The following is a 13,203-nucleotide window of genomic DNA, read 5'->3' as shown; positions in this document are numbered from 1 at the left end:
GTTTTCGAAAAGCAGAGAAGAGCACCGCACCCGTGATTAAGCCAGACCTCACCCTCACGATTCCCGAGAACCTGGGCGCTGTGCACTTCGTCGGCATTGGCGGAGCCGGCATGAGTGGCATCGCCCGCTTGTTCCTCGCCGCCGGTCACACCGTCACCGGCTCCGACCAGAAGGACTCAGAGAACGTGGAGGCGCTTCGCGCTCTCGGTGCCTCGATCGCCATCGGACATGACGCGAAGAACGTCGGTGACGCCGACACCCTCGTGGTGACCGGTGCCCTCTGGCAGGACAACCCCGAGTATGTTCTCGCGCTGGAGCGTGGCATTCCGGTGCTGCACCGCGCGCAGGCGCTGGCCTGGCTGGTCAAGCAGCAGCGCCTCGTGTCCGTGGCCGGAGCGCACGGCAAGACGACGTCGACGGGGATGATCGTGACGGGCCTGCTCGGCCTCGGCCAAGACCCGAGCTTCGTCAACGGTGGCGTGATCGAGACTCTCGGCGTCAGTTCGGCGAGCGGCAGCGACGACCTCTTCGTCGTCGAGGCCGACGAATCAGACGGTTCCTTCTTGCTCTACAACACGGCTGTCGCACTGATCACCAACGTCGACCCCGACCACCTCGATCACTACGGCTCGGTGGAAGCGTTCGAAGCCGCGTTCGTCTCGTTCGCTCAGTCGGCCTCCGAGTTCGTCGTCGTGTCGTCTGACGACTCCGGCGCCGTGGCCGTCACGAAGAAGCTCGTCGACAAGCGCGTGATCACCTTCGGCGAGGATGCCGCAGCCGATGTGCGCGTGCACAGCATCGTGACCGAGGGCCCGGTGCAGTTCAGCGTCGCCTGGAACGGCGCCGACTATTCGGCCACCCTGCGTGTTCCGGGTCGCCACAATGCCATCAATGCGGCAGGAGCCTTCGCTGTGCTCGTCGGACTCGGCTTCGAGCCCGCCGCCTCATTGGCAGCGATCTCCGCCTTCGGAGGCACCGGCCGTCGGTTCGAACTGCACGGTACCGTCGGCGGCGTCAGCGTCTACGACGACTACGCGCACCACCCGACCGAGGTGGCCGCCGCTCTGTCCGCGGCCCGCACCGTCGTCGGCACCGGCCGCATCATCGCCGTGCACCAGCCGCACCTCTACAGCCGCACCCGCCTGTTTGCGAAAGAGTTCGCCGACGTGCTCGAGCAGAACGCCGACCACACCATCGTGCTTGACGTCTACGGCGCCCGCGAGGACCCGGAACCCGGCGTGACCGGAGCCCTCGTCTCGGAGAAGTTCGCCGACCCCTCCAAGGTCGCCTTCGTCTCTGACTGGCAGGATGCCGCCGATTACCTCGCCAGCATCGCCCAGGATGGCGACTTCGTCGTGACCCTCGGCTGCGGCGACGTCAACCGCATCGTTCCCCAGCTTCTCGAATCCCTGACCCGGACGCGCGGATGATGCGCCGAGCCGTATGAAGCGGCCACCGAGCCTGGAGCGGCCGGCAACTCCGGAACCGGAGGCCCCGCGCGTCGCCACATCGGTGCCGAAGCCACGTCGAACGCGGAAGACGACGGATGCTGCGGCGTCTGTAGTCCCGGCGGCCCCGACGCCGACGGCGAGCGACCTCAGCACCGCGACAACCGAACCCATCACGTTGCCGGTGCTTCCGTCGGCGGCAACCCCGGCCGTCGTCACCGTGGCACCGGTTGTGGCACCGGTCGTCACCGTGCAGCTCCCCGACGAGAAGCCAAATCAGAAGCCGAAGCAGAAGCCGACGCTGTCCTGGCCGAAGACCAAGCGTTCGCGCGCCACAGCGGGCACAGCGGGCACGACAGGCGACGTCACACACACCGGGTCAGAGCCCCAGACCGACGATGCGGCTGCACTCACCCCGGCGGCCGCTCGCAAGCAGCTCCGGGCGGCGACGAAGGCACGCAAGCATTACGAGCGTGGCGAGGTTCGCCGGTTCACCTGGCGGTCCCGGCGACGCCGCCGAACTTGGCTGGTCGTCGGGGGAGTCGTTCTGGCCCTCGCGGCGTTCGTCGTCGTCGGCACGTACTCCCCGTTGATGGCGCTGAAGACCATCGAGGTCGTCGGAACCAACCGCATTCCGGCCGCAGACATCCAGGCCGCGCTTTCCTCCCAGGTGGGGGTGCCGCTGCCCATTGTCGATGGTGATCAGATCAAGCGCGAGCTGTCGACGTTCACCCTGATCCAGAGCTATTCCACCGAGAGCCGGCCGCCGAACACCCTGGTGGTGCGTGTCGTCGAACGCGTGCCCGTCGGCCTCCTGGCCACCCCGACCGGATTTGACCTGGTCGATGCGGCGGGCGTCGTGCTGCAGTCCGGCGCCGAGCGGGTTCCGGGGTACCCGGTGATCACCGCGACAAACGGTGTCGGCCACCCCGGTTTCACGGCCGCGGCCGCGGTCATTCGCGTGCTGCCGGAGGGCATCCGCACCCAACTCGATTCCGTCACCGCTGCGACGACCGACGATGTGACGCTCACCCTGGCCGGTGGTGCTCGCGTCGTCTGGGGGAGCGCGGAGCGTTCTGAAGACAAAGCGGCAGTGCTCGCGTCGTTGATGGTGTCGTATCCGCCCGGATCGGTCGGAGAATACGACGTCACCTCACCCGATAGCGCAGTGCTGCGTTGAGTTTCGACCACACTTCGCGACACGCGGGCGCGCCTCCCCATTGTGGGCACTCACCCGAATAGCTTCGAAATCAGCAATTGCATACTCAGCATAACTTTAAACTTCGAGTAAAGGTTTAAGGTTTCACCGGAGGACCGGACACGTGTCAACAAACCAGAACTACCTCGCTGTCATCAAGGTTGTCGGAATCGGCGGCGGCGGCGTCAACGCCGTCAACCGCATGATCGAGCTCGGTCTTCGCGGTGTCGAGTTCATTGCAATTAATACGGATGCCCAGGCGCTGCTGATGAGCGACGCCGACGTCAAGCTTGACGTCGGTCGCGATCTCACCCGCGGTCTCGGTGCCGGCGCTGACCCCGAGGTCGGTCGCCGCGCTGCAGAAGACCACGCGGAAGAGATCGAAGAAGCTCTCGCCGGAGCCGACATGGTCTTCGTGACCGCCGGCGAAGGTGGCGGAACGGGAACCGGTGGAGCACCGGTTGTCGCCCGCATCGCCAAATCGATCGGCGCGCTCACCATCGGTGTCGTCACCAAGCCGTTCGGCTTCGAGGGCAAGCGTCGCCAGGCTCAGGCCGAGACCGGTGTCGCCACCCTCAAGAACGAGGTCGACACCCTCATCGTCGTGCCCAACGACCGCCTGCTCGAGATCAGCGACCGCGGAATCAGCATGCTCGAGGCGTTCTCCACCGCCGACCAGGTTTTGCTCGCCGGTGTGCAGGGCATCACCGACCTGATCACGACCCCCGGTCTGATCAACCTCGACTTCGCAGACGTCAAGTCGGTCATGCAGGGCGCCGGTTCGGCCCTGATGGGCATCGGTTCCTCGCGCGGTGCCGACCGCGCCATCAAGGCTGCGGAACTCGCCGTCGCCTCCCCGCTGCTTGAAGCCTCGATCGACGGCGCGCACGGCGTGCTCCTCTCGATCCAGGGCGGCTCGAACCTCGGAATCTTCGAGATCAACGACGCTGCTCGCCTCGTGCAGGAAGCAGTCCACCCCGAGGCGAACATCATCTTCGGTGCGGTCATTGACGACACCCTCGGCGACGAGGTGCGCGTCACGGTCATCGCCGCCGGATTCGACGGCGGAGAGCCCGGCGCCAAGGCTGTCGAGGTGCGCCGCGCCGACCTCGTCGCCGCCGGTGTCTCGTCGTCGGCCGCAACCGGTGCCGCTGTCGCTGATGCGCTGGCCGCCCCGGCCAGCGCCACCGACTCCAGCCAGTTCGACACCGTGTCTCCCGCCTGGATGTCCACCGACTCGCAGGCCGGCGCTCCCGTTGCCGACCCTGCCTTCGAAGAAGAGTCAGACGACATCGACATCCCCGACTTCCTCAAGTAGAGCCGGCTCTCTTCGTCGAAGACATCAGGTACATCACGTGACGACAACACCTCAGGGCGAATCGGCTCTGTCATCCTTTCCCGGGCTGGCAGAGCGACTCGCTGTGGTGCAGGACAGCGTGGCGGATGCCGTTCGCCAGGCCGGGCGCTCGCCCGGCGAGGTCACCACGATCGTCGTGACCAAGTTTCATCCGGTCGGCCTCATTCGGGCGCTGGCCGAACTCGGCATTCACGACATCGGTGAGAACCGGCACCAAGAGGCACAGGCGAAAGCCCAGGAGCTCGCGGCGCTCGATCTGCGCTGGCATTTCATCGGCCAGGTGCAAGGCAAGAAGGCGCGCCAGGTGCGCGCCTATGCCGACGTCATTCATGCGGTCGACCGGGAGTCGTTGGTGACGGCCTTGGCCTCCACCGAATCGGTCGTCGATGCCTTCGTGCAGGTCAACCTCACCGACGACCCGGCCCGTGGCGGCGTGTCGCCCGACGCGTTGCTGCCCCTGGTCGAGCGGGTTCTCGAGACTCCCGGGTTGCGTTTGCTCGGCCTGATGGCCGTTGCTCCGCTCGACGCCGCGCCACGTGCAGCGTTTGCTCAGGTGCGGCAGCTCGGCGAGAGGGTGCAGCAGCTGGCACCCGACGCCACGAAGTTGTCGATGGGGATGTCGGCGGACTACGCCGATGCCATCGCCGAAGGTGCGACACACCTGAGAATTGGATCGGCAATCACGGGCAATCGCCCGAGCGAGCGTTAATCTCGAACCACAAGCATTACCAACACGGAGGTTTTGATGTCCAACCCGCTCAAGAAAACCATGGTCTACCTGGGTCTTGCAGACGAAGAGCTGGAGTATGAGGCGCCGGCCAACTCTCAGGTCGCCGCAGCGGGCACTCCTGTCGGTCACGCCCCTGTCGCCGTGCAGGCGCCGAGCGCCGCAGCGACTCCGGGTCGCGCCCCCGTCACGCCGTTGCACAAGACTGCAGCGCCGCGCAGCGTTGCCGCGTCAGAGATGAACGAGATCCTGACTGTGCACCCGCGCCAGTACCGCGACGCCCAGGCCATCGCCGAGTCCTTCCGCGACGGCATCCCCGTCATCATCAACCTCTCGCAGATGAGCGATGCGGATGCTCGTCGCCTCATCGACTTCGCCAGTGGCCTCTCGCAGGGCCTCTACGGCAAGATCGAGCGCGTGACCTCGAAGGTGTTCCTGCTGTCGCCGTCGCACGTGGTCGTTTCGGGCGAAAACTCCGATGAAGACGCAGACGCCGAGGCGTCGTTCTTCGCGCAGTCGTAGCATTAGTTCGTGTTCTTCGTCGTTCTTCTAGGAAATCTTCTCTATTTCCTCCTCCTGATCTATTTCTTCGTGCTCTGGGGTCGATTCATCGTCGACCTGGTGCGCGGAATCAACCACTCCTGGCGCCCGCACGGCTTCGGACTCGTGGTTATTGAAGTGGTCTACGCCGTCACTGACCCGCCGATCAAGTTTTTTCGCCGGATCATGCCGGCGTTGTCGGTCGGTCAAATCTCGTTCGACTTCGGCTGGAGTCTCACCATGCTCTGCTGCATCGTCGCCATGTACGTCGTGCCGTTGCTCACGCGACTGGCCTGATCTGAATCACACGGAGTTGACGGTCTGCCGACTCACCGGGGCCGGCTCAGCCAAGTCACATGGTCTATCCATGTATTCTTGACCGGTAATTGTTCTCTTTTGTTCGCAACTCAAGTTCTAAGGGTGGAAAGCCATGGCGCTAACTCCGGAAGATGTAGTCAACAAGCGGTTCCAGTCCACAAAGTTCCGTGAGGGATACGACCAGGACGAGGTTGATGACTTCCTCGACGAGGTCGTTGTCGAACTGCGCCGCCTGACCGCGGAAAACGAAGAGCTGAAGGCTCAGGTCGCCGCAGGCGGCGGCCAGGTAGCCGAGCCGGTTCGTGCCGCAGCCACCGTTGCCGCTCCCGTGGTCGTTGCCGCCCCCGAGCCCGTCGCTGTTCCGGAGCCCGTCAAGGCCCCTGTCGTCGCCGAAGCTGCCGACGAGACCGCCGGTACCACCAACCTGCTTCAGCTGGCACGTCGCCTGCACGAAGAGCACGTCAAGGAAGGCGCTGAGAAGCGCGACGCCTTGATCGCCGAGGGTCACGCCACTGCGGCTCGCGTCGTAGCCGAGGCAGAAGCCCGTCAGCGTGCTCAGATTGCTGCTCTCGACCAGGAGCGTTCGGTTCTCGAAAACAAGATCGATGAACTGCGCACGTTCGAGCGCGAGTACCGCCAGAAGCTGAAGAGCTACATCGAGGGTCAGCTCCAGGAGCTTGACTCCGCATCACCGGTTGGCGCCGGCGCGGACTCCAACGCCCCGAAGTCAAGCTTCTCGGGCTTTGGCGCCTAACACTCGCACGAAGGTCAGCTTCAGCGCTCTCTTCGTTCTCGTCGGTGTAGCGCTGGGCGCATATGCGCTGGATCAAATCAGCAAGGCCGTTGTTGTCGCCAACATGACCGAGGGTTCGGTTGTGCCGGTTCTGGGCGGAGTGCTTCAATTGCACTTCGTCCGGAACCCCGGCGCGGCATTCTCTCTCGCCAGTGGGATGACCTGGATTTTCTCGATCCTCGCCGCCGCTGTCGTCGTCTTCATCATCTGGTTCGCGGGACGCATCCGCTCGATCGCCTGGGCACTGGTCTTCGGCCTGCTGCTCGGCGGTGTGCTCGGCAATCTCACCGACCGGCTGCTGCGCCCCCCGGGTTTCGGCGTCGGCCATGTGATCGATTTTCTCTCCACCCCATGGCTGATTCCCGCCATCTACAACGTGGCAGACATGTGCATCGTCACGAGCATGACGATCTTCATGATCCTCACGATTCGTGGCATCGGGCTCGACGGCGAACGACTGCCCAAGCCGGGCGCTGACACGGGTTCGGCGGCTGCAGTCGAGACTGATTCCGCCGCTCCCGACGGTGAAGCGGATGCCGATGCGTCTGTGGACGGCGGCACCGAAAGCCCCGCAGACCCCCAACCCAGAACTGAGTCTTGATCGCCGGCATGGAATCTCGTTCCCTCTTCCTTCCTGACAGTTTCGAAGGCGTGCGGGTTGACGCCGGCATGGCGAAACTCCTCGGGTTCTCCCGAAACTTCGCGGCAGATGTCGCCGAAGCCGGCGGCGTGCTGCTCGACGGCACCGTCGTCGGCAAGTCTGACCGTCTGCGTGCCGGCGGTTGGCTCGAAGTGAATTGGAAGCCGAAGGAAGAGATCTCCATCGTTCCGATGGCGGTTCCCGATCTCACGATCGTTTACGACGACGACAGCATGGTCGTGGTGAACAAGCCGGCCGGAGTCGCGGCTCACCCGAGCGTCGGCTGGACCGGACCCACTGTGGTCGGCGCCCTCGCCGCCGCTGGATACCGTATTTCCACCTCGGGGGCCGCCGAGCGAGCCGGTGTCGTGCACCGACTCGACGCCGGAACCAGCGGACTGATGGTCGTGGCGAAATCGGAGGCGGCCTACACGGCGCTGAAGCGTGCGTTCCACGACCGTGAGGTGGAGAAGATCTACCACACGGTCGTGCAAGGCCACCCCGATCCTCTCTCGGGCACCATCGACGCACCGGTCGGCCGTCATCCGCGGTCCGACTGGAAGTTCGCAGTCATCGCCGACGGCAAGCACGCCATCACCCACTACGAGACGCTCGAGGCATTTCCGTTCGCTTCACTTCTCGAAGTGCACCTGGAAACCGGGCGCACCCACCAGATCCGTGTGCACATGGCCGCTCAGCGGCATCCGTGTGTCGGTGACGCCATGTATGGCGCCGACCCGTCAATCTCGGCCAGACTCGGCCTGACCCGCCAGTGGCTGCACGCCAAGCAGTTGGCGTTCAACCACCCGGAGACGGGGGAGTGGGTCACCTTCACCTCCGATTACCCTTCGGATTTGGCCCACGCCCTCCGCGTCTTGCGCGATGAAGGTTAAGCTAGTTCATCACCCATCCTCAGCATTTCGGAGCAGTCCTTGTCATCTCAGAGTGATTCGTTCGTTCACCTCCACGTGCACAGCGAGTACTCGATGCTTGACGGTGCCGCCCGGGTAAAGCCCCTGATCAGCGCGGCCGTCGAGCAAGGGATGCCCGCTGTCGCGGTGACTGACCATGGCAACATGTTCGGAGCATTCGACTTCTGGCGTACCGCCACCGAGGCGGGCATCAAACCGATCATCGGTACCGAGGCGTACATCACGCCCGGTACGCACCGCAGCGACAAGACCCGCGTGAAGTGGGGCTCGAACGCTCAGGGCCGCGACGACGTCGGTGGCGCTGGCTCGTACACGCACATGACCCTGCTCTCGGAAACCACAGAGGGCATGCACAACCTGTTTCGGCTGTCGTCACGGGCGTCGCTCGAGGGCTACTACTTCAAACCGCGCATGGACCGTGAGCTGCTCAGCCAGTACTCGAAGGGTCTGATCGGCACGACCGGATGCGCCGGTGGCGAGGTGCAGACCCGCCTGCGTCTCGGGCAGTACGACGAGGCGAAGAAGGCCGCCGGCGAGCTGCGCGACATCTTCGGTGCAGAGAACTATTTCTGCGAAGTCATGGACCACGGCATCGATGTCGAACGCCGCACGATGAGCGATCTGCTGCGTCTGGCCAAAGAGCTCAACTTGCCGCTCGTTGCCACCAACGACCTGCACTACACGCACGCCCACGACGCCACCGCCCACGCCGCTCTGCTCTGCGTGCAGTCTGCGTCGACGCTCGACGACCCGAACCGGTTCAAGTTCGACTCCGACGAGTTCTACCTGAAGACCGCCGCGCAGATGCGGCACATCTTCCGCGACAACCCGGACGCCTGCGACAACACCCTGCTCATCGCGGAGCGGTGTGAAGTTGAGTTCAACACCAAAGCCAACTACATGCCGCGCTTTCCGACGCCTGAGGGGGAGAACGAGGAGAGCTGGTTCATCAAAGAGGTCGAGGTCGGCCTCCTGAAGCGCTACCCGAACGGCATTCCCGACGACGTGCGAAAGCAAGCCGACTATGAGGTCGGGGTCATCACCCAGATGGGCTTCCCCGGCTACTTCCTGGTGGTTGCCGACTTCATTGCCTGGTCGAATCAGCAGGGCATCCGGGTCGGCCCCGGCCGTGGTTCTGGCGCCGGCTCCATGGCGGCATACGCCATGGGTATCACCGGCCTCGATCCGCTGGTTCACGGACTGATCTTCGAGCGGTTCCTGAACCCCGACCGCGTCTCCATGCCCGACTTCGATATCGACTTCGACGAGCGTCGTCGCGGCGAGGTCATCCGCTACGTCACCGAGAAGTACGGCGATGAGCGAGTGGCCCAGATCGTCACCTACGGCACGATCAAGGCCAAGCAGGCGCTCAAGGACTCCTCGCGGGTGCTCGGCTTCCCGTTCGGAATGGGTGACAAGCTCACCAAGGCGATGCCGCCCGCCATCATGGGTAAAGACGTGCCGCTGACCGGCATGTTCGACAAAGACCACCCGCGCTACAAGGAGGCAGTCGACTTCCGCGGGGTGATCGAATCGGACCCCGAGGCCCGAACCGTCTTCGATACGGCCCTCGGACTCGAAAACCTCAAGCGCCAATGGGGTGTGCACGCCGCCGGCGTGATCATGTCGAGCGATCCGTTGATCGACATCATCCCGATCATGAAGCGCGAGGCCGACGGCCAGATCGTCACCCAGTTCGACTACCCGGCCTGTGAGTCGCTCGGGCTGATCAAGATGGACTTCCTCGGGCTCCGCAACCTCACCATCCTCGACGACGCCCTCGACAACATCGAAGAGAACCGCGGGCACCGCCCGATTCTCGAAGACCTCCTGCTCGACGACCCGTTGGCCTACGAGCTGCTCGCCCGCGGCGACACGCTCGGCGTCTTCCAGCTCGACGGCGGGCCGATGCGCGCATTGCTGCGCTCGATGAAGCCTGACAACTTCGAAGACATCTCCGCCGTCATTGCGCTCTATCGTCCGGGCCCCATGGGCGCGAACTCGCACACCAACTATGCGCTGCGAAAGACCGGGCTGCAGGAGATCATTCCGATCCATCCCGAGCTTGAAGAGCCGCTGAAAGACATCATCGGCGGTACCTACGGCCTGATCGTCTATCAGGAGCAGGTCATGTCGATCGCGCAGAAGCTCGCCGGCTTCTCGCTCGGTCAAGCCGACCTGTTGCGCCGCGCGATGGGCAAGAAGAAGAAGTCAGAGCTGGACAAGCAGTTCGAGGGCTTCTCCGCCGGCATGGTCTCCAACGGCTACGGTCCCGAGGCGATCAAGACCATTTGGGACATCCTGCTGCCCTTCTCCGACTACGCCTTCAACAAGGCGCACTCGGCGGCCTACGGGGTGCTCTCCTACTGGACCGCGTACCTCAAGGCGCACTACCCGGCCGAGTTCATGGCCGCGCTGCTGACCAGTGTCGGCGACTCCCGCGACAAGCTCGCGCTCTACCTCAATGAGTGTCGTCGCATGGGCATCCAGGTGATGGCGCCCGATGTCAACGAGTCAATCGGCTACTTCGCCGCCGTCGGCACCGACATCCGTTTCGGCCTCGGCGCCGTGCGAAACGTCGGATTCAACGTGGTGGATGCGATCCGCGAGGCGCGTAAGGAAAAGGGCAGGTTCGAGTCGTTCCACGACTTCCTGGCCAAGGTTCCGATTCAGGTTGCCAACAAACGAACGATTGAATCGCTGGTGAAGGCCGGTGCGTTCGACTCGCTCGGGGCGACGCGGCGTGCGATGGTCGAGATTCACGAGTCGGCCGTCGAGTCGGCCGTCAAGATCAAACGTGACGAAGCGCATGGCAACGTCGGGTTCGACTTTGACAGCCTGTTCGACGACGAGACGCAGGCCACCGAGAAGGTGCCCGACCGTCCGGAGTGGAGCAAGAAAGAAAAGCTCGCGTTCGAACGTGACATGCTCGGGCTCTATGTCTCCGACCATCCGCTGGCCGGACTCGAGATTCCGCTCGCCAAGCACGCCAGCACGACGATCGCCGATTTGATGGCTTCTGAGGCGACGCAGGACGGCGACACGGTCACCGTTGCCGGACTGATCACCGGGGTGCAGCACCGGGTGGCCAAGAAGTCGGGCAACCAGTACGGCATGATCGATGTCGAAGACTTCAGCGGTGAGATCACCGCGATGTTCATGGGCAAGGCGTATCAAGAGTTCGCTCCTGACCTGGTCAGCGACACCATTGTCGTCGTGCGTGGTCGGGTGAGCATGCGCGATGACGGAATGAACCTGCACGCTTACAGCGTTTTTGCGCCGGAACTCGGTCAGGTCGACGAGGCCGGGCAGCTCTCGATCACCTTATTTGAAAACCGGGCGACCGAGGTGACGGTGCGGGCATTGGCTGAGGTGCTGCAGAGGCACACCGGCTCGGCTGAGTTGCGGTTGAAGCTGGTGAAGGGTGATGTGGCTCGTGTGTTCGAGTTGCCGTATCGGGTGAAGGTGAGTCCTGACCTGTTCGGTGAGCTGAAGAGTTTGCTCGGTCCGTACTGCCTGACGTGATCTGATCGAACCGAGCTGTCGACGCGAGCTATCGACGCGGTGAACCGACGTGGTCAGCGCCGAATCTCGACCATCAGCACCCAGGCATCGAGCATCGATCCGATGATCGTGAGCAGCATGCCGGCCGCGATCCAGCCGAGGCCGACGGGAGCCCCGGCGATCAGCAGCGCGGAGCCAATCAGCAACGGCAGCAGTTGCGCGAGCGTCAGCGGAATGCGTGCGATCCGATTTGCTCGCGAGCTCGCGCCGACCCTGACCACATGCCGCAACGACATCAGATGCAGGGCGGAAGCGACGAGTGTGCCCAGCAGGATCTCGATGCCGAGTGCCGTCGAGGTCTGTCCCGGGATCAGTCCGACGGCGGCAATCACGACGATGAGAACGAGTGACCCGACGGCAGCTCCTGCGCGCGCCGGCAACGTTGGACCGGCGATGATTTCTTTGATGTTGACCGAAATCGCCACCATGACCAGACCGGCTAGTGCCGCAGCGGCTCCGGCCAGCGCCACGTAGAACTCGTGCCACCCGGCGGTGAGCGCATCAGACATGCGGCCAGGCTACTGCTGCGACGTGCCGTTGCGAAGGGTGCGAGCGGGAACCATGACTCGAGAACTGGGTGCGGAGGCTCGCCGCCGAATTTCAGCGACCGGGGCTACCCTTGCAGCATGACGAAGCGACGGAGCGAGCCGGTCTATACCCTTGCGATCGGGGTCGGTCGCGCGTTGTTCGGGCTCCTGCGGGTGAAACCCCTGCCCCGCGGTCTGCAGAACCTCCCGGACACCGGCGGCGCAGTTCTTGCGATCACTCATTTCGGCTACCTCGACTTCGCGCTCACCGAATGGATGGTGTGGCATCGCAACCGTCGGCGCATCCGTTTCATGGCCAAGGAAGGAGCGTTCAAGCAGCCCATCGTCGGGAAGCTGTTGCGCGGCATGGGACACATCTCGGTCAACATGGAGCATGGTGCCGAGGCCTATGTACAGGCCGTTGCGGCCCTGCGTGCCGGCGAACTGCTCGGCGTGTTTCCCGAGGGGGGAGTGAACGCCTCATTCACGGTGCGCGAACTGAAGAGCGGCGCGATCCGGATGGCGGCCGAGTCCGGTGTGCCGGTCATTCCGATCGCCGTCTGGGGTGGTCACCGCCTGATGACGAAGAATCACAAGCCGGCCTTCAGCGAGCGTTTCACCGTTCCCGTCGCTTTTTCGGTGGGAAAGCCGATCAGCGTTGCGCCAGACGCCGACGCTCACCAGCTCACCGCAGAACTGCATGCGACGCTGCAGAACTTGGTCGACGGGCTCCAGCGGGACTACCCCGAAGACGGGACCGGCGCCTGGTGGCAGCCGGCACACCTCGGCGGAACCGCGCCGACACCTGAGCAAGCCGCCGTGGCCGAGGCCGAACGCCGCCGCCGTCGCGCCGAGGCGAAGGCGGCCAACGCGCGGAAGTGACGCGCGCGTCACTCGCGCACTCGCGCCGAGCTTGCCCGTTCCGGTCGAGTTTGAGCGGTAGACCAGGGCAACTCGACCGCACGTGTCAAGCTCGGCGAAGGAGACGCAGGGGGAGCCCGCTGGCTAGATGTACTGCCCAGCAAGGTTAGTTAACCGGCTGATGGGTGGTTGGCCTCCGATTGCGGTGTGGGGCCTGTGGTGATTGTATTCGTGGAGCCAGGCCGGCAGTGCGTTGCGGCGGGCTGATTCGCTGGCGTAGAAGCGCTTGAACGCCCAC

13 protein-coding genes are annotated in these 13,203 nt (G+C 64.3%); 11 read left to right on the top strand and 2 right to left on the bottom strand.

Features of this window, described 5'->3' with window-relative positions; translation table 11 throughout:
- Positions 1 to 32: 32 nt before the first annotated feature.
- From murC to dnaE, 10 genes are all read left to right on the top strand, one after another.
- On the top strand, positions 33 to 1,430 hold the full coding sequence (gene murC, locus AB4Y63_RS00065; RefSeq protein WP_441788987.1) for a UDP-N-acetylmuramate--L-alanine ligase: 1,398 nt from the start codon (positions 33 to 35) through the stop codon (positions 1,428 to 1,430).
- Between the two features lie 13 nt (positions 1,431 to 1,443).
- A complete protein-coding gene (locus AB4Y63_RS00060) occupies positions 1,444 to 2,628 on the top strand; it encodes an FtsQ-type POTRA domain-containing protein (RefSeq protein ID WP_441788986.1) in 1,185 nt (394 codons plus the stop codon).
- 142 nt (positions 2,629 to 2,770) lie between these two features.
- Positions 2,771 to 3,964, top strand: a complete 1,194-nt coding sequence (gene ftsZ / locus AB4Y63_RS00055) for a cell division protein FtsZ (protein ID WP_441788985.1) — start codon at positions 2,771 to 2,773, stop codon at positions 3,962 to 3,964.
- Positions 3,965 to 4,001: 37 nt separating this feature from the next.
- On the top strand, positions 4,002 to 4,712 hold the full coding sequence (locus tag AB4Y63_RS00050) for a YggS family pyridoxal phosphate-dependent enzyme (RefSeq protein WP_441788984.1): 711 nt from the start codon (positions 4,002 to 4,004) through the stop codon (positions 4,710 to 4,712).
- 36 nt (positions 4,713 to 4,748) lie between these two features.
- Complete coding sequence (locus tag AB4Y63_RS00045; RefSeq protein WP_441788983.1) at positions 4,749 to 5,252, top strand: cell division protein SepF; 504 nt, start codon at positions 4,749 to 4,751, stop codon at positions 5,250 to 5,252.
- A 9-nt stretch (positions 5,253 to 5,261) separates the two neighbouring features.
- Positions 5,262 to 5,567: a YggT family protein gene (locus AB4Y63_RS00040; protein WP_441788982.1), complete on the top strand. Its 306-nt coding sequence runs from the start codon at positions 5,262 to 5,264 to the stop codon at positions 5,565 to 5,567.
- A gap of 133 nt (positions 5,568 to 5,700) precedes the next feature.
- Positions 5,701 to 6,342 (top strand): DivIVA domain-containing protein, encoded by a 642-nt coding sequence (locus AB4Y63_RS00035; protein WP_441788981.1) that lies wholly within the window; start codon positions 5,701 to 5,703, stop codon positions 6,340 to 6,342.
- Positions 6,332 to 6,982: a signal peptidase II gene (gene lspA / locus AB4Y63_RS00030; RefSeq protein ID WP_441788980.1), complete on the top strand. Its 651-nt coding sequence runs from the start codon at positions 6,332 to 6,334 to the stop codon at positions 6,980 to 6,982. Before AB4Y63_RS00035 ends, lspA begins: the two co-directional genes overlap by 11 nt.
- 8 nt (positions 6,983 to 6,990) lie before the next feature.
- Positions 6,991 to 7,914: an RluA family pseudouridine synthase gene (locus AB4Y63_RS00025; protein ID WP_441788979.1), complete on the top strand. Its 924-nt coding sequence runs from the start codon at positions 6,991 to 6,993 to the stop codon at positions 7,912 to 7,914.
- A 39-nt stretch (positions 7,915 to 7,953) separates the two neighbouring features.
- Entirely contained in the window at positions 7,954 to 11,478 is a 3,525-nt protein-coding gene (dnaE, locus tag AB4Y63_RS00020) for a DNA polymerase III subunit alpha (protein ID WP_441788978.1), read from the top strand.
- Positions 11,479 to 11,531: 53 nt separating this feature from the next.
- Here the strand turns inward: dnaE and AB4Y63_RS00015 are convergent, their stop codons facing one another.
- Positions 11,532 to 12,026 (bottom strand): hypothetical protein, encoded by a 495-nt coding sequence (locus AB4Y63_RS00015; RefSeq protein ID WP_441788977.1) that lies wholly within the window; start codon positions 12,024 to 12,026, stop codon positions 11,532 to 11,534.
- A 117-nt stretch (positions 12,027 to 12,143) separates the two neighbouring features.
- On the opposite strand from AB4Y63_RS00015, the gene AB4Y63_RS00010 reads away from it, so the two are divergent.
- Positions 12,144 to 12,926: a lysophospholipid acyltransferase family protein gene (locus AB4Y63_RS00010; RefSeq protein WP_441788976.1), complete on the top strand. Its 783-nt coding sequence runs from the start codon at positions 12,144 to 12,146 to the stop codon at positions 12,924 to 12,926.
- Positions 12,927 to 13,049: 123 nt separating this feature from the next.
- On the opposite strand, the gene AB4Y63_RS00005 is transcribed toward AB4Y63_RS00010, so the two are convergent.
- Positions 13,050 to 13,203, bottom strand: a 154-nt coding sequence (locus AB4Y63_RS00005; RefSeq protein WP_441789317.1) for an integrase core domain-containing protein, incomplete at its 5' end; no start/stop codon positions are given.

This window comes from Leifsonia sp. YAF41 (assembly GCF_052113185.1).
Taxonomy (GTDB): Bacteria; Actinomycetota; Actinomycetes; order Actinomycetales; family Microbacteriaceae; genus Cryobacterium.
Note: the sequence above shows the minus strand (reverse complement) of the source record. Positions and strands in the feature narration are given on the sequence as shown.

Excerpts from the sequence above, each read along its gene's own strand:
- AB4Y63_RS00025 (WP_441788979.1), top strand. The coding sequence starts at position 6,991 with ATGGAATCTCGTTCCCTCTTCCTTCCTGACAGTTTCGAAGGCGTGCGG.
- AB4Y63_RS00035 (WP_441788981.1), top strand. The coding sequence starts at position 5,701 with ATGGCGCTAACTCCGGAAGATGTAGTCAACAAGCGGTTCCAGTCCACA.
- AB4Y63_RS00015 (WP_441788977.1), bottom strand. The coding sequence starts at position 12,026 with ATGTCTGATGCGCTCACCGCCGGGTGGCACGAGTTCTACGTGGCGCTG.
- AB4Y63_RS00060 (WP_441788986.1), top strand. The coding sequence starts at position 1,444 with ATGAAGCGGCCACCGAGCCTGGAGCGGCCGGCAACTCCGGAACCGGAG.
- AB4Y63_RS00045 (WP_441788983.1), top strand. The coding sequence starts at position 4,749 with ATGTCCAACCCGCTCAAGAAAACCATGGTCTACCTGGGTCTTGCAGAC.
- AB4Y63_RS00010 (WP_441788976.1), top strand. The coding sequence starts at position 12,144 with ATGACGAAGCGACGGAGCGAGCCGGTCTATACCCTTGCGATCGGGGTC.